This is a genomic window from Photobacterium swingsii (assembly GCF_024346715.1).
In the GTDB taxonomy this organism is placed as follows: Bacteria; Pseudomonadota; Gammaproteobacteria; order Enterobacterales; family Vibrionaceae; genus Photobacterium; species Photobacterium swingsii.
Window position 1 is genome coordinate 519704 of record NZ_AP024853.1, and the last position, 24055, is coordinate 543758.

Consider the following 24055-nt stretch of genomic DNA (forward strand, 5'->3'; position numbering starts at 1 on the left):
GTGGTATTCATCATGTTCAAAAAAACACTGCTAGCCCTTTCCTTTGCAGCCGCTTCGCTTGCAAGTACATCAAGCTTCGCAACTGAAAACGTTGATCTTCTTATTCAAAATGCAACGGTTCTAACCATGAACCAAGATCGCCAAATTTTTGATAATGGCTTGGTCGCAATTAAAGGCAACAAAATTGTTGCAGTGACTGACGGCAGCGACATTAAAGAGTATCAAGCTAAGCGCACCATCAATGCTGACGGTGATATTGTGATGCCAGGTTTGATCAATACTCACACTCACGTCTCAATGACAGTTTTCCGTTCATTAGCCGATGATGTGCCAGATCGCCTGCACAGATACATTTTCCCACTAGAGAAAGAGTTGGTGTCTCGTGAGATGGTTCGCATCGGTGCACGCCTTGGTAACATTGAAATGCTTAAAGGTGGCGTTACTACTTATGCCGACATGTACTACTTCGAAGATGAAGTAGCAAAAACAGTCGATGAAATTGGCATGCGTGCTGTTTTAGGTGAATCTGTTATCAAATTCCCTGTTGCTGATGCAGCAAACGCAGAAGAAGGCATCCAGTACGCACTTAACTTTATTAAAGAATACAAAGATCACCCGCGTATTACGCCTGCATTTGCACCACATGCACCGTACACCAACACCACAGAAATCTTACAAAAAATTGCAAAACTTTCGCTAGAACATGACGTACCTGTAATGATCCACCTTGCAGAGTCTGAGCGTGAAAATGAAGTGATTGCGAAACGTAGTAACGGCAAAACACCAATTGAATACATGGCAGACATTGGCGCGTTAACGCATAAATTAGTGGGCGCGCATGTGATCAATGCGTCTGACAGCGATTTAGATTTGTTGAAAAAACACGATGTGGGTGTTGCGCACAACATGAGTGCTAACATCAAATCAGCAAAAGGTGTTGCACCTGTTACCAAGATGCTAGAAAAAGACATTCGTGTGGGCTTGGGCACCGATGGTCCTATGTCGGGTAACACACTGAGCACCATTGATGAGTTCAACCAAGTGGCTAAAGTTCATAAGTTGATCAACCATGACCGCGCTGCTATGCCACCACAACAAGTGATCGAAATGGCAACGATCGGCGCTGCGCGTGCCTTGCATATGGAAGACACGATTGGCTCACTTGAAGACGGTAAGCTCGCTGATATCATTATTGTGGACACAAAAGCACCAAACATGGTGCCTATGTATAACCCATACTCTGCATTGGTTTACTCTGCTTACGCCATGAATGTGAAACACACCATCGTAGACGGTAAAATCCTAATGCAAGATCGTTCTATGACAACGATTGATGAGAATGAAGTGCGTCAGGAAGCCCAAGCGTTCGCCGATAAAGTTCGTAAAACCGTTATCGCAAGTGGCGAGACTGTGCAATAACACGCGAGGTTAGTACTACTCTCGTTCGCTCTCAATAAAAAAGGCCGCATACTCATGCGGCCTTTTTGTATTCAAACGGCCCGATTAGAGCTATCTGATGTCACTATATTATCATGCTTTTTCTGGTGCCTTCACATTAAAGAACAGTGCAAATATCACTGGTACAACAATCAGTGTCAGTACAGTTGCAAAACCAAGCCCTGCCATAATAGTGATAGCCAGTGAGTCAAAGAATGCATCGAACACCAATGGAATCATACCCAGCACCGTCGTTAACGCCGCCATACTCACAGGGCGAACACGGCTAATGGCACTATCGATAATCGCGTGGTACGGTTCTTTGCCTTGGTCAAGCTCAATGTTGATCTGATCTAAAAGCACGATGCCATTTTTCAAAATCATACCGCTCAGGCTTAATAAACCCAATAGCGCTGTAAAGCTAAACGGTGTATTCGTCACCAATAAACCAATTGAAACACCAATAATAGACAAAGGCACTGTTGCCCAAATGACTAACGGTTTCTTGAGCGAGTTAAACAACAGCATAGTGATGATGAACATCAGCAAGTAACCCATAGGCATAGAGCCCATCATGCCTTCTTGCGCATCTTTTGATGACTCATACTCACCACCCCACTGGATCTCATAACCGACTGGCAGTGGTAATGCATCCACTTTAGGTTGAACACGCGCAAACAAGGTCGCGGCGGTATCATCACCTAATACATTGTGATCCGCTAATACCGTTAGAGTACGCTTACGGTCTCGACGCTGAATAAGTGGCTCTGACCATGCGAGATCTACCCCGTCAATCACTTGTTCGATTGGAACATAAGCTTGTTGCACTGGGCTCCACAGCTTTAAGTTCTTCAACGTATCGTAATCAACACGCTCAACTTCAGGTAAACGCGCAATCACAGGTAGCATATGCGTACCATCACGCATTACACCTATGGTGCTGCCGCCATACGCCATCTGTAGAGTTTTCGATAATTCTTCTTTCGAAATACCTAAACGACGCGCTTTCGATTCATTAAACTGCGGCACTAGCTCTTTCGTACGTTCACGCCAATCGTGACGCACATTACGAGACTCAGGATCTTGCAGCAGGATATCTTCAACCTGCACGGCAATATCACGCAACACTTGAGGATCTGGGCCGATAATACGTGCTTCAATTTTCGAGGCCGGTGACGGGCCAAACTCCATGAGTTTAAATTGGAAAGTTGGCTGATCAAACTCATTCGATAACGATGCATCTAGCTTGTTCAACAAGTCGAACATATTGTCACGGCTTGTCGTTCTCACTTGAAGCTGCGCATACGCTTCATAACTCTTCTCTGGCTGATAAGTCAGAGAAAAACGCTGCATGCCTTGACCAATTGAGGTCGTAACAAATTCAACATCGTCTTGGCTACGAATATAACTTTCGACTTTGTCCGTTTGTTTAATGGTTTCACGAATATCGGTCCCTTCCGGCATCCACATGTCCACGTAGAACATCGGCGTGTTTGACGGCGGGAAAAAGGACTGCTTAACATGCCCAAAGCCAATCACAGCCCCTACTAACAAGGCCACCATGCCAGCCACGGTTAGCCAACGGAATCGCAATGCAAACTTGAGTGATGCACCAAAGACAGTAAAGAGCACGCCTTTGTATGGGTCATCTTGGTTCTGTTGTTCGCTTTCCGTTTGTTCAGGCTCATTCTTTAACAATAAGTCAGCTAAGAACGGCGTTAGCGTTAACGCAGTGACCCAACTTAAAAACAATGAATAACACAGTACCCAGAACAAAGACCCCATAAACTCACCACTGGCATCTGACGATAAACCAATCGGTGCAAAGGCCGTAATCGCAATCACTGTTGCGCCTAGCAATGGCCACTGGGTTTGTTTCACAATATCGGTTGCCGCTTGTACTTTACTTCGGCCTTTTTTCATGCCGACCAAAATACCTTCGACTACGACGATGGCATTATCCACCAGCATACCAAGGGCGATAATAAGCGCACCCAAGGAGATACGGTGAAGCTCAATATTATTCAGATCCATTAAAATAAAGGTGCCAAATACTGTTAATAACAGTACCAAGCCAATAATCAAGCCGCTGCGAAGTCCCATCGCAAATAATAAGACCACAATAACAATCGCGACGGCCTGTCCTAGGCTAACGATAAAATCTTGAACCGAGTTATCAACTTCTTGGGCTTGGTTATAAAAATAATTTAGCTCTATACCCGCAGGTTTGAAGCTTTCTAATTCAGCAAGGCGCGCATCAACTTTTGCCCCCACTTCAACAACGTTTACGCCAGCAGAAAATGAAAGACCTAAATTAATGGCTGACTCACCGTTATAAGTGACAACATTGGTTGGCTTTTCTTGTACGCCACGCGTAATAGTCGCCACATCTTTCAGGTGAATCAGATTACCTGTGTCACGCCCGTGAATCACAAGGTTCTCTAACTCTTCAACACTGTTCATGTTGCCGTTAGGGCGAATAGCTAGTGTTTGACCATTGATCATCATTTCGCCAGACGCAATAACACTGTTTTGTTGGTTGAGTAAACCACCAATGGTGTTCATGTCTAGGTTCAACGCTGCCATGCGATCAAGCGAGATTTCAACGAAGATCTGCTCTTGCTGGTCGCCAGTAATGCTCACTTTACCCACACCATCAACAAGCTCTAATTCACGCGTTAAGTAGTCGGCATACTGCTTTAGTTCAACATAAGAGTAACCTTTTCCTGTCATCATGATCATGACACCGAAAACATCACCAAAGTCATCAATGATTTTTACCGACTGCACACCTGCAGGTAATGTCGGCTTTAGATCATTCACTTTACGGCGCATTTCATCCCAGATTTGGGGGAGATCATCCGGGCCATAAATCATGTCCATGCTAACCATGATCTGGCTCATTCCCGCAGACGAGGTCGACGTCACCTTATCAATGTAAGGCAATTGCCTGACGGCTTTTTCTAGAGGATAAGTCAGCTCTTCTTCTACTTCCGTCGATGTTGCCCCCGGGTAGGTTGCAATGATCATGGCATCTTTCAGTGTGAAAGCTGGGTCTTCTAAACGCCCTAGATCTAAAAACGATGTCACACCACCGACAGCCAGAATGACGATAAATAGCCAGCTGATCACTTTATTTTTTATTGAATACTCGGCAATGCTCACCGTATTTTCTCCACCGCTAATGTTGTTAAATCCAACTCTATGTTAAGCACACTACTTAGCGCGTTATACTCTGCACTTTGGTACGCTTGCATCGCATTGTTTGGCGATACTTTAATTTCAATTCCTGGCACTTGTTCACCAATAAACTGCCACACTAAAAACTGCCCCAGCTCACTTAATAGCAACACACTAACAAGGGTCAACGTTATCACCACGCCCCAACGTAGTAGTGCGCGTTTGTGTCTGAATACAGCCTTCTTCACTGCGCAGTGTCCTTATTTACAAGACTTGAAGTAACGACAGATGTCGGCATGCCTTCACGAAGTTTACGTAAACTTGAGGTGATCAAAACGTCGCCTAGCTCCACGCCACTGCTGACGATCGCACCTTGGTTATTGACTTGTTCGATACCTACTTCAACCTTGTGCGCGGCACCCTCTTGTTGCTTCCAAACATAAAACTGACCTTTTTCTTGGCCTGCTTGCAGCGCAATCATAGGGAGCTGATAACCTTGTAAGGTACTCAGCCCTGCCTCCGCCATGTTGACGCTTAACGCAACACTCGTACCCGGTAAAATGGCAGGGGTTTGTTGTGGCATTTCAAACCATACACGGTAAGTCTGTGTCTGAGGTTCTAGCTCACTGGTGTGCTTAAAGTAACGCACCGGGAACGCCTGCTTGTCTGTGCCAAACTTCGCCATTGGTTGGTAACCCGTACGCTTTTGCGCAGGATTTACCATGGCTATCACATTGTCTGAAACTGGAATATTGATATAAACCTTATTATTTTGATAAAGGCTAAGTACAACCTCACCGGGCGAAACCGCTTCGAAGGACTCCTTCGGTGAAGTTGAGATCATGCCATCAAAAGGCGCAACTAAACGGGTATAGCCTAAGCGCGCATTAGCAGAATCGAGTGCGACTTTGGTTAAGCGTTGATTTGCCGTTAATTCGTCAAATTCAGCTTTAGAAATCATCTTTTGAGCATATAACTCACGGCCACGCGCTAATTGCTTAGACGCTAAGGTAAATTGTACGCTAGCATCACGCTGCTTTTGTTCAAACTTACTCGCATCTAATTCGGCCAGCAGCTGACCTTTCTTCACAACTTGACCCGTATTCACCAATACACGCTTCAGTTCACCTTCAACACGAAAAGCTAACGGTGTGTTTTCTGCGGCTTCCACTTGACCGTTAAAAATACGGTATTGGCTCTCAACAGGGTCCGATACAGTTAATGTTGATACGGCTAAAGCTTTTTGCTCAACAGCAGCAGGCGGCTCTTGGCAACCTTGTAGAAATGCCATCGACAAAGCGAGAAGTGAGATTTTCTTCAACATCTTAGATCCCACCTTCACGAGTCCAAGCGCGCACTTGTTGGCCTGAGTACAAATCTTTTGCACCAGCGATAACAATGACAGCACCTTGCGGTAAACCATCGGTCACACTACCGTTTTCATCGAGATTCACTTCTAAAGCATCAATAACTGAAGTCGCAGGGTTAAATTGCCAAACAGTACCTATGCTATCGCGTTTTTCTATCCACGCACCTTCAGGCAAAATCAATGTTGAAGCAGACTCAGCTTGAGCAAAGTGCACTTTACCTGCCATACCTGACAGCACGTTTAAATCATCAGGGCGATGGATGGTCACTTTTGCGCTATAAGTGTTAGTGTCTAAATCAGGCTGAGTCGACACTTCTTTCAACTCGGCATGGATAGGCATATTCGGGAAATTATCCATGACAACCCATGCTGGCGTTGCTTGAATCGCTTCTAATCCCATTTTTTCCACGAAAGTCACTGGCAAATTAAAAGCAATGTCTAAACTATCCACATTTTGAATATTCAATATTGCCTGATTAGCGCCAACAAATTGATGTTGATTTACAAGGCGAAGCGAAACTACCCCATCAAACGGTGCAGTAATTAAGGTATTTTCTAAATCTGTTTTTGCCTGCTCTATGTTTGCAATTGCCGTTTTATAGCTAGTCTCGTTACGGTCAAATTGATCAGTGCTGATAAGTTTTTTCGCATAAAGTTGCTGCGCACGTTCAAACTGACTTTTCGCTAATTCGTATTCAGCAAATTTGGCATCAAACGCTAAGCGATAGTCTTTATCGTCAAGCACAGCCAGCACTTGGCCTTTTTCGACCTTCTGTCCAACATTCACAAGCATCTGCTGTACCTCACCAGGCACTTGAAATGATAACTGTGCACGTTGTGCGGCTTCTGCTTTCCCTGGAAATTCACTGCTTTCTTGCGCTGTGTTCACCGGCACTTCAAAAAGCTTCACTGACTTAATCACATCTGTAGTGGGCTCTGAATTCGCCTGATTACACCCAACTAAAACGCTGCTGAGTAAGGCTATTGCGGCTAATTTAGCCAGCGGGCTAATTAAAGGCTGTTGTCCTATCACGTGCATGTCTCTCTTTTTATATGCTGTACACCTGTGCAGTATATGTTGATCTCATCGAAGATCAAGTATATTTTACAAGTGGACAATAAAGGATTTCTGTGAGCACAAGGGTGACTACAAAACGAATTTCTGGTAAAAAAGATGTGGGAAATTAAGTAACTATGATGATGACAGAACGAAAGCAAGGCCGTCGCAGCGCCCAGGCCGCCGAAGAAACAAAGCTGCTAATTATGAAAACTGCCGCAAAAATGTTTTGCGAACAGGGATATGAGCGCGTTTCACTACGGAATATTAGTGAGCAAGCAGGCGTATCTCACAGCCTGATCCGTCATCATTTCGGTAGTAAAGAGAAGATCTGGCATAACATCAGTGATTGCCTACATGTCTACTTTCTGTCTTACATGTATAAGCTCCAAGAGAGCATTCCGTCTGATTTGCCAAGTAACCTTATCTTGTACCGCTTCATCACCATGCTATTGGCACAGCAACTAGTTCATCAGCAGCCGATTCAATTGATCACCGACGGTATCCGCCAAGGTGATGAATTAATGGATTATTTTTTTGATAGCAATGGTGAACTTGAAGAATTCGTCAATCAGTTAGTAGATACTTTTCATCGAGATTTTCCCGAAGCAGAATTAAGTGTATGGGAAATGAAATGGCAAATGATGATATTTGCTAACGGTGCAGTAAACCTCAAGCCCTTCTTAATTGAAACATGGAAGCATGATGATGCGAGCTATTCCCAATGCTTGCTTAACCACTGGGAATTATTTAATCGCAACATGGCAATGCGCTTGAACGTCACAGAAGAAGAAATGCTTCACCCGGAAAGATTGGAAGATATTCTGATTGAACTACCCTGCGAATGGGGTTGTGATACTCAAGAATAATCATAAGCGAATGAAGATGCTGATCAGTGTCATGCGATGAGCGCTATAGTCGCTGCGATTCGAATACAAAAAAACGGCAGTGCTACCAAGCACTGCCGTTTTTTCTATCTTCCAGTAGCCTATATCTTCACTAGGCAGAGCGTTCTAAATCACGCCCAGCTCTTTCAGGCGCTCAGTCAGGTATGAACCCGCTGTGTGACGCTCTGAAAGCACAACTTCTGGCTTAGGATGCAAGAATAGAGGCAGTGAAATACGTGATTTCGTTTTATCTGAACCTTCAGGGTTAATAACGCGGTGTGTCGTTGATGGGAAGTAACCATCAGACGCTTCTTGTAACATATCACCAATGTTGATGATCAGGTTACCAAAATCACATGGCACATCTAGCCACTCACCGTCTTTTGATAATACCTGTAACCCCGGCTCATTCGCAGCAGGTAATACAGTCAAAAGGTTTATGTCTTCATGCGCACCCGCACGGATTGCACCAAGCTCCTCATCACCTTGTAGTGGCGGGTAATGTAATACGCGAAGCAGTGTTTGCTCGCTATCTTCAATCATGCTTGATAGTGGTTGACTAAATTTACCTGAAACCTCAGTTGGCGCGTGTTTTTCAACCCATGAAAGCAACTCCGCAGCTAGTGCGTTTGCTTGCTCATAGTAATTCTGAATTTCCGCACGAAGTGCTTCTGGGCATTGGCCCCACGGGTAATAGTGGAAAAACTCTTTGATGTCTTTCTTCGAATGCCCTTTCGCTGTTTCAGACACATCAGTTGGAAATAGACCGTCTTGCGTTTCTACATTAAATGTAAAGTCTGTTTTGCTGTCATCATTGAAAAATGTATACCAGTTTTCGTAGATTGAATTTACTAACTGCTGCTGGATTGGGTGATTTTTAAGCACGCCAAAACCTGTGTTGCGTAGGGATTCAACAAACAGCTGTTCTGCATTCTCTGCGGTGTAGTCAACGGCTTCTAATTTCATTTTGAGGCTTCTTTCGGCTGATTATACGTTCTTCCACTGTGTAAATAGCAGAAGTCATTGAGCAATATCATTGTTATGCGCAGGATTTTATGAATATAACTCCTCAGCTACAAGGGTAAACCCAACAAAACAAAAGAAACACACTGTTTACAACAGGAAACAAGCAAGCGTTTGCTCAAACGTTTGCGCCAACATGCTGTTTAATCTCCTAAAGACAAAAAAACCCTACATAGGTAGGGTTTCAGGGTATAACGTTAAGCACTATAAACTTCGCATCAGCATTTCAAATTCGTCTTCTGCGCGTTCTATCATGCTCAGCAATTCACGTGCATCATCATTGGCAAGATCTAATGCCCAATGAACTGTGTCATCTTTTTGGCCAGAGCGGCACACTAATTCTGTATTTTTATTGTGTGTATAAAAACACAGTTGGTCAAAATCAGCTTGATAGTGTTTTGCTTCATCAGGAATATCTACTTCTATCATCCCTGTTGGTATTATTTTGATGTCGGCAAATTGCGACTTCTTACCCGACAGTAAAACATGCCTGCTTTCAGCTAACATGGTGGTACCCCCTCATTGATACCTTGGTGATTTAAACAGCTTGGTATGGCTTGCACTACATAGTGTAGTCAAACACAGCATGTTTAAATTAAAATTCACAAAAAATGCATACTTGCAAATACCAAGTCGAGACAGCCTTCACCTAAGCATACACCTCGCATTCATCGTCCATTTTTCTTCTACTTACACATCGACGGTTTCTAACACATGACGACGACCTGACTGGCAACCGCATTGTTCTGAGCAAATAATGCCATTCTGATCGTCTTCTTTCGCACGATACATAGCAGCATCTGCATTTTGAAGTACTTGTTCAATAGACGCGTCATCCGTGCCATTTATCACACTAAAGCCAATGCTAGCACCAATATTTAACGTATAGCCTGCAACTTTCATGGGCTCACTGATTGCAGTAGAGACTCGCTCTGCTGCTAATAAGCCCTCTTGCGACGAATGAATCGCATCAACTAAGATGACAAACTCATCCCCTGCTAAACGTGCAACAAAATCGTTTTCTCGTACACTCTCTTCCATACGATTCGCCACAACTTTGAGTACTTCATCGCCAACATGATGTCCATAGGTATCATTTACAGGTTTAAACCCGTCTAAATCAATATACAAGACAGCAAATAGCGTGTTGTTCGCGCGATAGTCTTGCGTTTTCTCTTCTAATACATCAAATAAACGCTTACGGTTCGCCAGCCCTGTTAACGCATCATGGTGAGCCAAGTATTCCAGCTGTTCTATTTCTTTTTTATGACTTAAATCCGTTATCGACATTACTATCTGAGCAGTTTCACCACTATTACTATTGATCACATTCGCGCGCACTTCTAATGGGATCATAGTGCCATCTTTATGCTTTTCTAGAATCTCACCACGCCAACGACCACCACCGCTTTCAATGGTATGACGGATTTCTTCGAAGTATTCAATTTCTAGGAAGTCGTTAATCTTCTCGCCCATCAATTCATCAATGCTGTACCCCATGATCGAGGATAATGATGGGTTTATCATTTGAACCCTTCCTTCATAATCGATCACTATGATACCTTCACGACTCTGTTCAAAAATACGTGCAGCCAAACGTTGTTGTTTCTCTGCTAAGTATTTTTGCGTCACTTCTTCTATAGCAATCAGCACTTGATGGCGTTCAACCAAAGGACGCGCTTTTACACTGTAGTAATGTGGCTGCTCTGCCACATCATTAACTTTCACTATTTTTTCGAACGTCTTACCCTTCAAGCTCAACACTTGGTTTAGCGCATCGTTATGTATATCCCAAAAGCCCGAATTCATAATTTCATGCAATGTAAGGCCGCGAATATCACCAGATACACATTTAAAAATATTGCCACATGCACTATTCGCCAACACAATACGTCCGTGACGATCAAGCACTAATAACGCATGCTGCACTGTTGATATCACATCATCAGCAAAGGCTTTTTCACTTGCAACTTGTTCGATTGATGCTGAAATCTGCTCATCACGCTCATCCAAGTTATCAAGCATATCGTTGAAACATTTCACTAAGCTGCCAATTTCGTCGTCAGCATGTACAACAGGGCGTTGCTTAATCTTCCGGATCTTAGTCAGGCTTTGCATTGCACAACTTAAACTTTCTACTGGTCGAACAACCCAAACTTGTAACTGCCTTAATAAGAAGTAGCGCAGCAAAAACATGGGGAACAGCAATATAAAGCAAAAACGCAGTACAGCTTGCTTCGCTTGGTGAAGCTCTTCCAATGAGATACCAATATTCATTATTGCGACATTAATATCTGCAACGAATACAGGGATCGAAATATAAAGAAATTCAGAACCAAAATAATGATCGAAATTTGTTTTACTTAATACCGAAAAACTGTCTTCCACATCAATGTTCTGATTGTCCTCAACAGAACGGCGATAGCTCGCGAATACAGTGCCGTCGGTTTTAATCACATCAACGTGATAAACCATATTATCGGCCTGAAATGCAGATAATATTTCTTCGCCGCTCAGGGGATCATCAAATAATAACGCGGCTTTTAAATTAATGACGACTCCTTTTCCCAAGATAAAGGAACGAGCCAACAAATTATCTTTCTCTGTTTTGAATACAGAAAAAACACTGAATATACTAAAAGCACAGAAAATAAAAATCAGAATAGCACTGACCGGTATCGTCATTTTCCGGCGGATCGATAAATTCTTAAAAAAGCTAATCATGTTCTACCCCCTGCGGCGTAGAAATTATCTTAGAAATACGCAACAACTGAGAACGAATCGTTATATTATTTTTAGCGACATTATCGACGTTAATGACAGGCACAATTCGCCCCGATTTTTCTCGAAACTCAACCATCCCCATCGATTCAGAAAATGCTCGTTCATCACTCACAGTGACCAAGCCTAACCTGTCGATCTTCAATTCACCGAGACGACAACTTTCAGGCGTTAAATACACAAGCTGGCAATCATCAAGCTCTTCTTGATTATTAACTTGACGAAAGACAACGGGAATGTTTCGCACTTGATGTTGAACCAAAATACTTTCCAGCAGATTGGTTACTTGGTTGTTACCAATAACACAATAATTTATTTGCTTCAGAGAAGACTCTTGAGGCCAATGAATAAAATTAGCAAAACGTACTATATATACCGCTTTTACTTTATCAGGGTTGAATGTTACACCAGCGCTTGCTGACATACACATCAGCAATGAGAAAGCACTGAGCAGTACTCGTTTCATTATTCCATCACCCAAACTGCTTTTAGATAGACCTGACGCTCAAGCTCGTAAGCAGCTCTGCGGTTAGATTCATAGTAAGGTTTTGTGTTAAAAATACCATCAACAAGTAATTCAATTCGAGGCCAATCACGCTTTTGCTGCCAAGCTAAGCGCGCATCAAGCGTTGAAATAGTATCCCAGCCAAGATCCTCACTACCGCTATCATTACCTTGAATATATTTGTACATCATGTCGAACTGCACGCTATCCGTTACATCCCACATCGTGTGTGCACTGGCGATATGATTTGGTTGCGGCTCTTCCTGCTTAGCCCTCGAATGATCAAGACAAACATCACTGTCATTACAAGCGGCTAATACTTGATGGTAGGCATAGTTCACATTCACTCTAAAATTAGACGCCGGCTGCCAAAATACAGCCAGTTCAGCTCCCCATGTTTGCGCTTTAATATCATCAATATACTGATACATATCTATTGATTCAGGCGTTGACTCCCAAGGTGCTGGGCCCCAAGGGTCGGTGCTGATGTCAATCGGTGGCATAGGTTGCGTATTATCTTTACCGATACCGCGAATATTTTCATATTGGCTATAGAAAAGCGTCGTACTGGTACTAAACGCATTCGACAAAAAGTAGCGATGACCAAGATCAAACGTGGTTACCGCTTCCGTTTTTAGGTTTTCACTACCGCGTACAATCGTCGATGTATCTTGATAGTTGTTCTGCGTTATTTGCTCAACTGAAAGATCAACCACTGTCGACGCGGTATCAATGATCGAAGGTGTGACAACAGCACGACCCAGGCCCGTCCAAAATTGATGTTGAGAAGAATAATCGTAAGATATGCGAGCCTGAGGCAAGAATTCGTAGCGGTCAACTAAGCCAAAATATTCAACTTTAAGACCAAGATATGTCGTTACCTTATCCGTTACCGCGGTTTCTAATTGTGAATACATATTATAGGTGTCGTAACTCGACACCTGATCTTTATAGAGGTGTGTTCGCGTGCCCTTTCTAAACTCTGTAGGCGCTAACGTTAAGAAGGGTAAGACTTCTGTTTGTGTAAAGCGAGCACCGCCTCCTATTGTTAGCTCACTCGCCGCAAGCACTGGTAAACGGTAGTAAACATCGAGATCCCAGTTACGATAATTCCCTTTAAAGTATTCATAATCCAATTTGTGATTATCAGCCCACACATTTACGCTTAACACACCCGTAGCAATTTCAGTGTCGTAATTCACCATACCGAACAAACCACGGCTGTTTTCATCATATACTTCAGGGGCTAGCGCAATATTCACAAAGTGAACCGTTTCTATTTCAGTGTGTATATCTGTGTTATAGCCACCAAATTGAACGGTTAACTCACTGTCATAAGTCGACCGATCAACACGCATGTTGATGTTATAGTTACGGAAGTCTCCTTCCTCGCCAACCGCATAGTCCGAACGCATGCCACTCACAGAAATTCGTGCATCTGTTTTGTCATTAATTGCACTGCCCAAGCGCAGTTTAACGTCTTGGTGATTGGCGCCGCCCACTGTTGTCTCGGTATACAAACCTAAAGTCTCATCAGCATTCTTGCTAATGATATTCACGACCCCATTTGCTGCATTCCCGCCCCACATTGTGCCTGCCGGACCAAGTAAAACCTCAATACGATCTATATCTGCCATCATTATCTGCGCGTTTTCCCAAATAACGCCAGATGTCATAGGGTTAAAAATACTGCGCCCATCAATTGAGACTAACAGTTTGTTAAAAAGCATTTCGTTAGCACCGCGCGCAGAAACCGCCCAATTGTTTTCTGAAAGGCGTGCAACATGCATCCCTGGCACAAGCGACAAAGCTTCTGGTATTGTTCGGGCCCCTGAACGGCGGATCTGCTCGGCAGTAATAACATGAACCGCTGCGGGTACTTTATTGAGCGATTGCTCTTTTTTTGCGACTGAGGTTAATGTCACCGATGCGCGAGATAAATCTTCTAATGACATATCCATTAATGTTTCAAGTTCCGCCGATGCATTAACAGGAGAACTTAATAAGATATAGCTCGTTGGCAACAAGAAAGAATGAACCAGTTTCTTGGCTGTAATAGCTTGGGTTATATTCGAAAATTTTTTCACAGTAACTTCTTGTTCATGACTGCTTTTTATAATTAATCATTTGCAGCGTTTATAATATTTTTTTGTCTTACTTTGTTATTGTACCAATGTTCAAGACTTGGTATCCAGACATACAGGTGAACTTTTAACCAGCGCACATGCGATTTATGTGCATATATACATAAGCAACTAATTTTAAAGAGCTTTAATTTTATTGAATGTCCCATTAATTTAGCTGTTTTATATATATAGTTTGTACCAAATGATTAAAAGTCGACCACTTAAAACCGAAGGGAGTTTATTTACAAAATACTCAGAGGGAATAAAGGCTTAGTAGGAAATGTATAATGTTTGTTCGAATTGAAAAATAAGCGCCTAATTTTAAAAATCAGGCGCTGATCTATAAAGGATTAAAATGAATTAACATTTAGTAATAGGTGCATAATTATACTCGCAATATAACCAAGTGCGATAACAGGCATCCATTTTAAATGACCAAAGAATGTATACTTACCATGTGCAGCGCCCATTAGTGCCACCCCAGCAGCAGAGCCAACCGATAATAAACTACCACCCACACCAGCAGTTAACGTCACCAACAACCAATTACCTAAGGTCATTTCTGGGTTCATGGTTAAAACAGCAAACATCACAGGAATATTATCAACAATAGCTGAGAGTATGCCGACCATACTGTTTGCCATGATAGGATCCCACTGGGTGTACAGCACTTCAGATACAACGCCTAAATACCCTATTAGACTTAAACCGCCTACGCACATCACGACACCATAGAAGAAAAGTAAGGTATCCCATTCGGCATGCGACACACGTCGGAAAACATCAAAGGGCACAACAGAACCTATTCGCTTCAAAGCTTCTTCATCATTATTAGCCTCGGCAATAGCCCTTTTTTTCGCTAACGAGCCTGGCAGCGTCTTGCGCAAGAAGTAGCCAAAAAATTGCAAATACGCAAGTCCCATCATCATTCCCATTACTGGTGGGAAATGGAAGAAACCATGGAAAGCAACGGCTGTCGTGATCGTTAGCAAGAAGAAGAACACGATGCGCCTTGCCCCACGTTTAAGTTCAACATGCTCACAAATCGTATCTGGTTGCGTTTTGGGTACAAAAAACGACATGATCACAGCAGGTATCAGGTAATTGGCGACAGAAGGGATAAACAATAAAAGGAATTCATTAAATGATGCATGCCCAGCCTGCCACACCATCAAGGTTGTTATGTCCCCAAATGGACTGAACGCTCCCCCAGCATTCGCTGCCACAACAATATTCACACATGCAATATTGATAAACTTAATATTGCTACCACCGACTTTCATTACAACCGCACACATTAAGAGTGCTGTTGTTAAGTTGTCGGCAATAGGGGAAATGAAGAATGACAGAATACCGGTTAACCAAAATAAAGTACGGTAGTTAAAACCTTTACTCACCATCCAAGCTTGTAGCGCATCAAACAAGCGCCGCTCTTCCATCGCGCTGATATACGTCATCGCCACCAGCAAGAAAAGTAACAATTCCGCATATTCGAGCAAGTTATGCTCTAATGCTTGCTTAGCAAGCTCTGTTTGACCATTTTGCTGAAAAACATAACCTATCATCATCCAGATCATGCCAGCGGCTAACAATACAGGCTTAGATTTTCGAAGTTGTAAATACTCCTCCCCCATAACTAAACAATACGCAATGGCAAAAATCACCAAAGATGCATAACCAATATTGGAATGTGTCAGGTCAATAACCGTTCCACTTGCAAACGTCAGAGGAGCAAAGAATAAAAGCCCCACCGCAAGTGAAAGTTGACGAATGTTCATAGTACGCAAAACTCCCTAATGCTTTATGAGATAACAACCCTGTTATCCGTTAATCAAAAATAAAGTTATGAATCAAAATTATAAAGTTCACACTATAGATGGCTTAACAAAAAACTACTGTGAACAACATCGTAACGCGGCAAATTTAATAACATTTAATCAACAATATTTTAATGTAACACGTTAATAAACTTTGCTAGCTGAATCACTTATTGCAAAATCACGCTTTACATTAGTTGATAATGATAATAGTTTTCAATCAAGGTTATTTCGTATTGAGAATTATCAGGAGAAAGACATGGAACAAGCTTTCCACCCTAACCCACTTGTTAAAGTTCGAGACCTTGAAGTTACCTATGTAACGGATAATGGCGACTTTCAAGCCGTTAAACGCGTCAGTTTTGATGTAGGGAAAAGTGAGATATTCGGTTTAGCAGGTGAATCAGGCTGTGGAAAAAGTACCATCGCTTTCGCCATTAATCGCTTACATAAGCCACCTGCGCTAATCACAAATGGTTCTATTAATTTTCAAGGGCGCGATCTACTTTCTCTAACTGAGACTGAAATGGGCGTGGTACGTTGGAAAGAAATCGCCATGGTCTTTCAAAGTGCCATGAACTCGTTGAATCCAGTGATCCCTGTTCAGGAACAATTTGCTGATGTGATGCGTCACCACCTTGGTTACAGTAATGCGCAAGCAAAAGAGCGGGCAGAAAAACTGCTCGATTTAGTCAACATTCCGCGTGAACGCTTGTCGGAATACCCCCACCAATTTAGTGGCGGTATGCGCCAGCGTTTAGTCATCGCTATCGCGCTATGTCTCAATCCGAAATTAATCATTATGGACGAACCAACCACAGCACTCGATGTTGTTGTCCAGCGCGAGATCTTGCAACAAATATACCAACTTCGGAATGAATTCGATTTCTCGGTGCTCTTCATCACCCATGATCTCGCTCTTATGAGCCAGCTCTGTAATCGCATTGCTGTTATGCGACACGGCGAAATCGTTGAAGTGAACACATCAAAAGAAATCCGCAATAACCCACAACACCCATACACTCAAAAACTTTGGGCCTCTTTCCCGAATATTCATGAAGAAGCAGCCCAACCAATCAATGTATCTCAGGAGATAGGCGCATGAGTCAGGTTATAGCAGGCAATTCATCAAACCATGACGAACAACCTATTATTGAAGTGAAAAACATCACTAAAGAGTTTATCGCGGGTGGTGGTTTCGGAAGTTCTGAGATATTCCGCGCGCTTGATGATATTAGTTTCAATCTATACAAAGGCCGAACCCTTGCATTAGTGGGAGAGTCGGGCTGTGGCAAAAGTACCTGCGCTCGCTTAATTACCAAAGTGCATGATGTCACCGATGGTGAAATCCTATTTAAAGGACAAAATATCCAATCCTTACAATCACGAAAAGATATTTTAGATTATCGGGGCAAAGTTCAAATGATCTTCCAAGACCCATTTGGCTCGTTAAACCCAACACATACTATTAAGCACCACCTAACCCGTCCACTCATGATCCACAACCAAGTTGCCAATCAAAGTGAAGTGGAAGATCGCTTAAAAGAGCTACTTGATTTAGTCGAATTGCCTTATTCAGATTTAGAGAAGTATCCCCACCAGCTCAGTGGTGGGCAACGTCAACGTATCAATCTAGCACGCGCCATTGCTGTAGGTGCTGAAGTGATTTTAGCCGATGAACCAACCTCCATGCTTGATGTTTCGATCCGCTTAGGTGTGCTGAACCTAATGAAAGAAATGAAAGATAAAATGGGGATAGGTTTCTTATACATCACGCATGATTTAGCAACTGCGCACTATGTCGCGGAAGAAACAGCAGTTATGTACCGCGGCCGTATTGTTGAGTGGGGTGACACTCGGAGTATTTTACGAAACCCTCAGCACCCATATACTCGTCTATTAATCTCTGCCGTTCCTGACCCAGATTTACCTTTCCATCAATTACTCGAATCAGAGCCCGATTACTCAGTCAGTGCAGATAAGATTCGTCAGCTAAGCTTGAAGTCAGTAGAAGGATTCCAAAAAGTTGGCGATAACCATTATGTGGCCAACTGGGATGCAGCACAAATACCCACTTCAGCCCACACAGACAAGGAGCAGGTTGCATGACAGAACTCCACACTTGGTTAGAAAATATCAAGGTATGGTACCAGACTCCACCACCGCCCCAGCAGCGGGATATCCAAACGCTGATCGATGCACTTAATCATGCACCCGATATCATTTTCACCGATGTGAGTTGTGAAGTGCACAACGAAGCACTCGCCTACTGGCTGGATGCTTGTCAGCGCTTAAGCTTTTATTATCAGGATCTACCTGACATAGATAAAGCCTTTAGTTATAAGCAATTCGGCTATGCGAAGCTACAAAGCATGATTTGTGAACAAACGCTTGAGCCTGATTTAAAGCGGTGGTGTTTGAAAAAGCTCGACCGAATGATTGTAGGTATGATGGAGTTTTGTCAGAAGCAAAACACTCAACAATGGCAGGATGAAAGCACGCAGATCATTAACCTTCATGTCGCTTTTATGGAAGGACAAAATAACCTCAACCTCTCTTACGAATCCTTGGTGAAAAAAGACAATTACGCTTCTTTATAACGCCTATTTCGGCTGGCCATGTGTCACTACCAAATGGCTAGCCGACTCACTCACACACTGAGTCCAATACCGACGAACTTAATCAGGCGCTCTTTGGGTGCTTTTCATTTAAATCATAAATTTATCCTAACTCTCACAATATTTTACTAAGCTCAAAGTAGGAATGAAAAGTGACAGAGGGATAAGCAATGACGCCAGTCAGAACCATTGTTAAATTTACACTTGTTGCAGCGGCATCCATGCTTGTCGGTTTTAGTCATGCCGCCCCTCTCCCCTCTCCGCCAGAAGTCAGTGCCAAAGCTTGGGTGTTAATGAGCTATGGCTCAGGACAAGTCATCGCCAGCGATAACGAACATTTACCCCTCGCACCTGCCAGCTTAACTAAAATTATGACGTCATATGTTGTCGGGCACGAATTACAAGCGGGTCATATCGCCAACGATGACACCGTGATCATCAGTGAAAATGCATGGGGTAAAAAATTCCCAGGATCGTCAAAAATGTTCTTGAATGTTGGGGATGAAGTCAGCGTCGACGATCTAAATCGCGGCGTTATTATCTCATCAGGTAATGATGCAACCGTCGCTTTAGCTGAACACGTGGCTGGTCATCAATCTGCATTCATTGAAATGATGAACAGCCATGCAGAAAGATTAGGCATGCTTGACAGCTATTTCACAAACTCACATGGGTTAGATGCTGATGATCAATTCACAACCGCTTATGATATGGCACTGTTAACACGTGCATTTATTCATGATTTACCCGACACCTATGGCTTATTCAAAGAAAAATCTTTTACTTTTGGAAAAATCAAACAAGGTAACCGTAATGCCCTACTATGGGATTCAACCTTGAATGTCGATGGTGTTAAAACCGGTTACACCTCTAAAGCAGGCTACAGCCTTGTTTCATCGGCCGAACAAAACGATCAACGGTTAATTGCTGTTGTCATGGGCACAGGTAGCACCCAAACCCGTACAGCTGAAAGTAAGAAACTCTTAACATGGGGATTCCGTTTCTTCCAAGACTTAAAACCTACGTTTAATAATAAAGAACTCGCCCCTGTTCGTGTCTGGTATGGCAGCCCAGCCAATGTCACGGTTGAATTAGGTGAAGGTGGTGTGATCACTGTACCTCGCCGTCAAAGGAAGGATTTAGAACACAAGGTCTATTACACCCATGATCTTGAAGCACCAATCGAAAAAGGAACAACAGTTGGCAAAGTTGAATGGTATTTGAATGAAGAGTTACTCACCGAGCAACCTATCGTTACAGCAGAAACCGTTGAGAAAGCACCATGGTACAAGAATATGATCGATATGATCTGGCGACCAATTGGCCAATGGTTTAACAGCCAAGATTGGTCTCCTGAACCAACAAAGACAAATTAAAATCAAAACAGCGCGACATAACAAATATACCTAACATCAGTGCATAGCATTCGCGCATAAAGGCACTAGCAACAATTAACGCGTTGCGACACAAAAATTGCAATGTGAGTTAATCGTATAATCAAACGTCAGCGTCACCTAATAATCGCTTGTATATATTGGCTAAACGTATACATCAGATAATTACCCCTTAAACAGGCTTTTTCCAAACCGCAGTGAAATCAAACCATCCTAATGAGTTTGCTGTCATCCCCTGCAATTCACCTGTGTTATCTACGCCTAACCAGGCATGAAACAAAGGCTGAATCTGCTGATTTTGCACTAAGAGTAAACCAATATCATGGGCAGGAAAGGCTAACGTACTATCGCTACGCCACTTTGCAATTAAAGCATCCATGGCTTTGAAATCATCGGCAGGCATCGCACGGTAAAGATGATCAAAATTGTAGAGCCACGGTAATATCGCATCTTCACGTTTGGTAAAGACACTCATCCCACTGATCCAAATATCCACCCTACTCGCTTGTTTCCCCGACAACATTTCTGCCGTCGTCAGTGCCAACACCTTCACTTTTAACCCATCTTCACCCAGTAGTTGGCTCATTTTCTCAACGATCAAAGGATAAATAGGATGATCTTGCAGGTGGGCAATAGTCACAGTGCGTTTTGCAGGCGGCTTAACGGCAGACACGCTCACAGCAGGGTTATGAACCCAGCCAGGTAGCAACCCATAAGCGTTTACTAAACGTAATTCACTAAATTTTGACTGATCTAACAGACACTGCATCGCCAGCGTCGAAAAACGCTGAGAAAAATAGGTTAGCCAATCTTGGTTGTTTGCTAGTCCAGTTTGGCGGTTATACATCAGATAATTGCAGCCCTCATCAAGGTGTAACCGAGATGAAATAGCACGCTTACCGACTTCCTGTTCTTCCGAGTCAGGCTTCAAATAAAACACATCAAAACCCGCAAGGATCCAGATATCGACAATATCTATCATGGCCCTGAAGCCATAATACTGATCAAAGGCTTCGAGTTTTAAACGCTGCTTATCATTTTGAATCACCTTATAAGCGCCTGTGCCGATCGGTAAGGCATCTGGATCACGGTGAGTCAACATTTCTTCAGGCTGGATCACGGCAAGCGTATCCGCTAACAGTATCGGCAAGTGGACATCATCACGCTTTAAATGAATATCGATCGTATGGGCTGCAATAGATTCAATAGTCTGGATATGCTTGAACAAACGCTGCTGTTTAACGGCATTCAGTGTTGCTATCACATCTTGGCACTGAAGGAGTTTTCCATTATGAAAGCGAACAGCAGGACGTAAATAGAAGCGCCAATGACGAGGAGAAAGAGCTTCCCAGTGGTGCGCGAGATCGCCTTCTACTTCCTCTTTTATTTCGTCAATTCGCGTTAAACCACTAAAAACCTGACGAACAATATGTTGCTCTGAGCGACGAAGGGGTAACAGCGGATTCAAATCACCAAATGAGCGATAGTAAGGTAAACGAACAACTTGCTTACCTTGTTGCGTCGATACACCCAACTGCTCTTGGATAAGTTGCGCGAGCATATTGGCATCATTATTTAATGCCTCTAACGCAGGTTCAAGCTTACCTTGGGCTACGAGCTTACGCGCATAACTTTGCTGTAACTCATTGTCTGTACTATGAAAAACCAAGCGAGACTGCTTGCCGCGGCCAACCGCAGGATGCCAATCAATCCAGCCTTTATCCGCCATTTTGTTCATAACCATACGTACATTACGTCGGGTACAAAAAAGAATTTCCGCAATATCTTGTAGTGTTGTATCGCTATCTTGACCTGAAAAATGGCTATATAGGCGATGGAACTGCGTTTTTAACCGTTGACCACTCATAAAAGGGGAACCTAAATTTTAAATATGTTCTGTTTTTACTTCCTTATTTTACATCTAAAATAGCAACTGATGAACAAACTTATCCCCTTTTTAATGATGATTTGTGGAAAAGTGTGCTCCTGAAACCCGATGCTCCCCCAAGCATCGAGATTGCATCGTCCATCGCTAACAAGGGCAGCCAACGCTGCCCTTGTTTTTACATTATCAGCTAAACAACATCAGTTTTGGTTTTCACTCTGCTGTTCTAGCTGCTGGTTTTTTGTTGCAAGCTCTTGCTTCAACGCCACCAACTCTTCATTCAACTCATCAAGATGCCTACGCTGCCCGTCGATTTGATGCTTAGATTGCGCTTCCATATCTTCGACAAGTTTTTCATACTCTGATTTAATTTTTTCAGTCGATTTTTGCTGGTCTTTAAGAGATTTCGTTAATGCTGAATGCTGTTTAACTAAGTTATCATGCTCTTTTTGCAACGCAGTATGCGCGGATTTTGCTTTACGGGTATTCTGTTGCGCTGTCTGTTTCGCCTTCACAGCCTTAGCAAGATCACTGTGTAACCCATTTAGTGCTGCTTCATTGTTCAAAGAAACCTGCTCTAGCTCCGTGTTTTTTGCATCTAAACGCGCCTGAACCGCTTCTAATTCAGCTTTTTTTTCATTGAGTTCCACTGCTTGTTCATTTGTCTTAGCCCCATCTTGCGTAAAACTTAAGCCAAACATGACACGCCAAGCATCGTAGTATGCGTTATGCATTTGATTAATCATATTAAAGGGGAAATCTAAGCCACTCTTTTCCTTCCGTTCACCTTCAATGTAACTGTCCAATTCTTCTAATACTTGCAGAGCATTTTGGTAGCTGCCACCCACAGCTTGCTGAAGTTGATTTGCCGTAATCGTTTCGAGTGCTTTCCCCGCTTCTAACCATGTTTTTATCTGAAGAAAGTAAATATTAGGATCAATCAGAGTTGATCCCTGAATAGGATTGAGCGATGCCATGTTCGTTGTTTGCATAAAAAGTCCCTTTCGAGATAAGCCAGCCTAAGAGAAATAAATCATTCATAACCTTGTTAGACCAATTGCCTGTTTATTGCGCATCAAGTTGCAAAAAGATAGAGCAAGTTCAAGTTTATTTATTCAACATGACATTCATATTTATTTTGACTGCCTAATATCAATGAAGTCGCTAAAGTCTTTTCACCGCAGCTTGAAATAGACACAAAATACAGGTAGAAAAACGGTAACTTTTCTATCGAATATTTGTTATGACTGAACAACAACCAAGCTTTGAGCAGCTTGTTCATAGCCGACGCTCTGTACGTAAATATGATGCAAGTGCCTCTTTTGATCACCAAGCTGTCGCTCGATCTTTAGAACTAGCAGCATTATCACCTAACAGCTCTAATATGCAGTTATGGGAGTTCCATCGCGTTGTTAGCCAAGATAAACGCGCTGAATTAAGCCGTATTTGTATGGGGCAAAATGCCGCTAAAACCGCTAACGAACTCGTTGCCTTTGTCGTAACGCCTTACAAGTGGGAATCACGAGCAAAAATGAATGCAAAGACAGTTCGTGATGCATTCGAAGGCCGTGAAGACGCAACCTCTAAGCGTGCACTCAAGTATTATGAAAAACTGATCCCATTTGTGTACCGTAACGACCGTTTTGGCTTATATGGTTTAGCACGAAAAGTGTTATGCGCATTTTTAGGCCGTAACAAACCTATGATGCGTGAAGTCAGTAAAGCTGATGTGCGTGTTTGCTTACACAAGAGTAGTGCTTTAGCCGCCATGACATTTATGACGGCAATGCGAGCAGAAGGCTATGATACCTGCCCAATGGAAGGTTTTGACTCCGTAAGAGCCAAACACCTTCTTAACCTACCCAAAGGTGCAGAAATCACCATGATAATTGGCTGTGGCAAGCGTGCAGAAGATGGCATCTACAGCGAACGCCACCGCGTTGATAACGCTGAAGTCATCTTTGAGCACTAGCACT

General features: G+C 42.9%; 19 protein-coding genes. 7 read left to right on the forward strand and 12 right to left on the reverse strand.

What is annotated here, in order from left to right; translation table 11 throughout:
• The first annotated feature begins 9 nt into the window (after nt 1–9).
• A complete protein-coding gene (locus OCU77_RS19705) occupies nt 10–1419 on the forward strand; it encodes an amidohydrolase (RefSeq protein WP_204375167.1) in 1410 nt (469 codons plus the stop codon).
• 111 nt (nt 1420–1530) lie between these two features.
• On the opposite strand, the gene OCU77_RS19710 is transcribed toward OCU77_RS19705, so the two are convergent.
• From OCU77_RS19710 to OCU77_RS19725, 4 genes are read right to left on the reverse strand one after another with little or no spacing between them, the layout of a single operon-like run.
• Entirely contained in the window at nt 1531–4602 is a 3072-nt protein-coding gene (locus OCU77_RS19710; protein ID WP_048899026.1) for an efflux RND transporter permease subunit, read from the reverse strand.
• A complete protein-coding gene (locus OCU77_RS19715; protein ID WP_048899025.1) occupies nt 4599–4865 on the reverse strand; it encodes a hypothetical protein in 267 nt (88 codons plus the stop codon). Before OCU77_RS19715 ends, OCU77_RS19710 begins: the two co-directional genes overlap by 4 nt.
• Nucleotides 4862–5941: an efflux RND transporter periplasmic adaptor subunit gene (locus OCU77_RS19720; protein ID WP_107302699.1), complete on the reverse strand. Its 1080-nt coding sequence runs from the start codon at nt 5939–5941 to the stop codon at nt 4862–4864. The genes OCU77_RS19715 and OCU77_RS19720 overlap by 4 nt, the downstream gene beginning before the upstream one ends.
• Before the next feature lies 1 nt (nt 5942).
• Nucleotides 5943–7025 carry an efflux RND transporter periplasmic adaptor subunit gene (locus tag OCU77_RS19725; RefSeq protein WP_107302700.1) on the reverse strand — a complete coding sequence of 361 codons (1083 nt, stop codon included), beginning with the start codon at nt 7023–7025 and terminating at the stop codon, nt 5943–5945.
• A 161-nt stretch (nt 7026–7186) separates the two neighbouring features.
• Between OCU77_RS19725 and OCU77_RS19730 the strand changes: the two genes are divergently transcribed.
• A complete protein-coding gene (locus tag OCU77_RS19730) occupies nt 7187–7912 on the forward strand; it encodes a TetR/AcrR family transcriptional regulator (protein ID WP_048899057.1) in 726 nt (241 codons plus the stop codon).
• A 144-nt stretch (nt 7913–8056) separates the two neighbouring features.
• Here OCU77_RS19730 and OCU77_RS19735 read toward each other — a convergent pair whose 3' ends face one another.
• The 6 genes from OCU77_RS19735 to nhaD all read right to left on the reverse strand — a co-directional run bounded on the left by OCU77_RS19735 (nt 8057) and on the right by nhaD (nt 16143).
• Complete coding sequence (locus OCU77_RS19735; protein ID WP_048899024.1) at nt 8057–8896, reverse strand: 2OG-Fe(II) oxygenase family protein; 840 nt, start codon at nt 8894–8896, stop codon at nt 8057–8059.
• Between the two features lie 261 nt (nt 8897–9157).
• Nucleotides 9158–9460 (reverse strand): hypothetical protein, encoded by a 303-nt coding sequence (locus OCU77_RS19740; RefSeq protein ID WP_048899023.1) that lies wholly within the window; start codon nt 9458–9460, stop codon nt 9158–9160.
• 183 nt (nt 9461–9643) lie between these two features.
• Complete coding sequence (locus OCU77_RS19745) at nt 9644–11677, reverse strand: diguanylate cyclase (protein WP_048899022.1); 2034 nt, start codon at nt 11675–11677, stop codon at nt 9644–9646.
• On the reverse strand, nt 11670–12200 hold the full coding sequence (locus OCU77_RS19750; protein WP_048899021.1) for a YfiR family protein: 531 nt from the start codon (nt 12198–12200) through the stop codon (nt 11670–11672). The genes OCU77_RS19745 and OCU77_RS19750 overlap by 8 nt, the downstream gene beginning before the upstream one ends.
• Entirely contained in the window at nt 12200–14326 is a 2127-nt protein-coding gene (locus OCU77_RS19755; protein ID WP_048899020.1) for a TonB-dependent receptor plug domain-containing protein, read from the reverse strand. Before OCU77_RS19755 ends, OCU77_RS19750 begins: the two co-directional genes overlap by 1 nt.
• Nucleotides 14327–14715: 389 nt before the next feature.
• Nucleotides 14716–16143 (reverse strand): sodium:proton antiporter NhaD, encoded by a 1428-nt coding sequence (gene nhaD / locus OCU77_RS19760; protein ID WP_048899019.1) that lies wholly within the window; start codon nt 16141–16143, stop codon nt 14716–14718.
• Between the two features lie 298 nt (nt 16144–16441).
• Between nhaD and OCU77_RS19765 the strand changes: the two genes are divergently transcribed.
• The 4 genes from OCU77_RS19765 to OCU77_RS19780 all read left to right on the forward strand — a co-directional run bounded on the left by OCU77_RS19765 (nt 16442) and on the right by OCU77_RS19780 (nt 20176).
• Nucleotides 16442–17287, forward strand: coding sequence for an ABC transporter ATP-binding protein (locus OCU77_RS19765; protein WP_048899018.1), 846 nt, complete (start codon nt 16442–16444; stop codon nt 17285–17287).
• Entirely contained in the window at nt 17284–18291 is a 1008-nt protein-coding gene (locus OCU77_RS19770) for an ABC transporter ATP-binding protein (RefSeq protein WP_107302701.1), read from the forward strand. Before OCU77_RS19765 ends, OCU77_RS19770 begins: the two co-directional genes overlap by 4 nt.
• A complete protein-coding gene (locus OCU77_RS19775) occupies nt 18288–18782 on the forward strand; it encodes a hypothetical protein (protein ID WP_048899017.1) in 495 nt (164 codons plus the stop codon). Before OCU77_RS19770 ends, OCU77_RS19775 begins: the two co-directional genes overlap by 4 nt.
• Before the next feature lie 188 nt (nt 18783–18970).
• The gene (locus OCU77_RS19780) at nt 18971–20176 is read left to right on the forward strand and encodes a serine hydrolase (RefSeq protein ID WP_048899016.1); all 1206 of its coding nucleotides are present in this window, start codon (nt 18971–18973) and stop codon (nt 20174–20176) included.
• Between the two features lie 190 nt (nt 20177–20366).
• On the opposite strand, the gene sgrR is transcribed toward OCU77_RS19780, so the two are convergent.
• Both sgrR and OCU77_RS19790 read right to left on the reverse strand, forming a co-directional pair.
• Nucleotides 20367–22061 carry an HTH-type transcriptional regulator SgrR gene (gene sgrR / locus OCU77_RS19785; protein WP_107302702.1) on the reverse strand — a complete coding sequence of 565 codons (1695 nt, stop codon included), beginning with the start codon at nt 22059–22061 and terminating at the stop codon, nt 20367–20369.
• Between the two features lie 218 nt (nt 22062–22279).
• Complete coding sequence (locus OCU77_RS19790) at nt 22280–23071, reverse strand: hypothetical protein (protein WP_048899015.1); 792 nt, start codon at nt 23069–23071, stop codon at nt 22280–22282.
• Nucleotides 23072–23322: 251 nt separating this feature from the next.
• Here OCU77_RS19790 and OCU77_RS19795 point away from each other — a divergent pair, with 251 nt between their 5' ends.
• Nucleotides 23323–24051: a nitroreductase family protein gene (locus tag OCU77_RS19795; RefSeq protein WP_107302703.1), complete on the forward strand. Its 729-nt coding sequence runs from the start codon at nt 23323–23325 to the stop codon at nt 24049–24051.
• Nucleotides 24052–24055 lie beyond the last annotated feature (4 nt).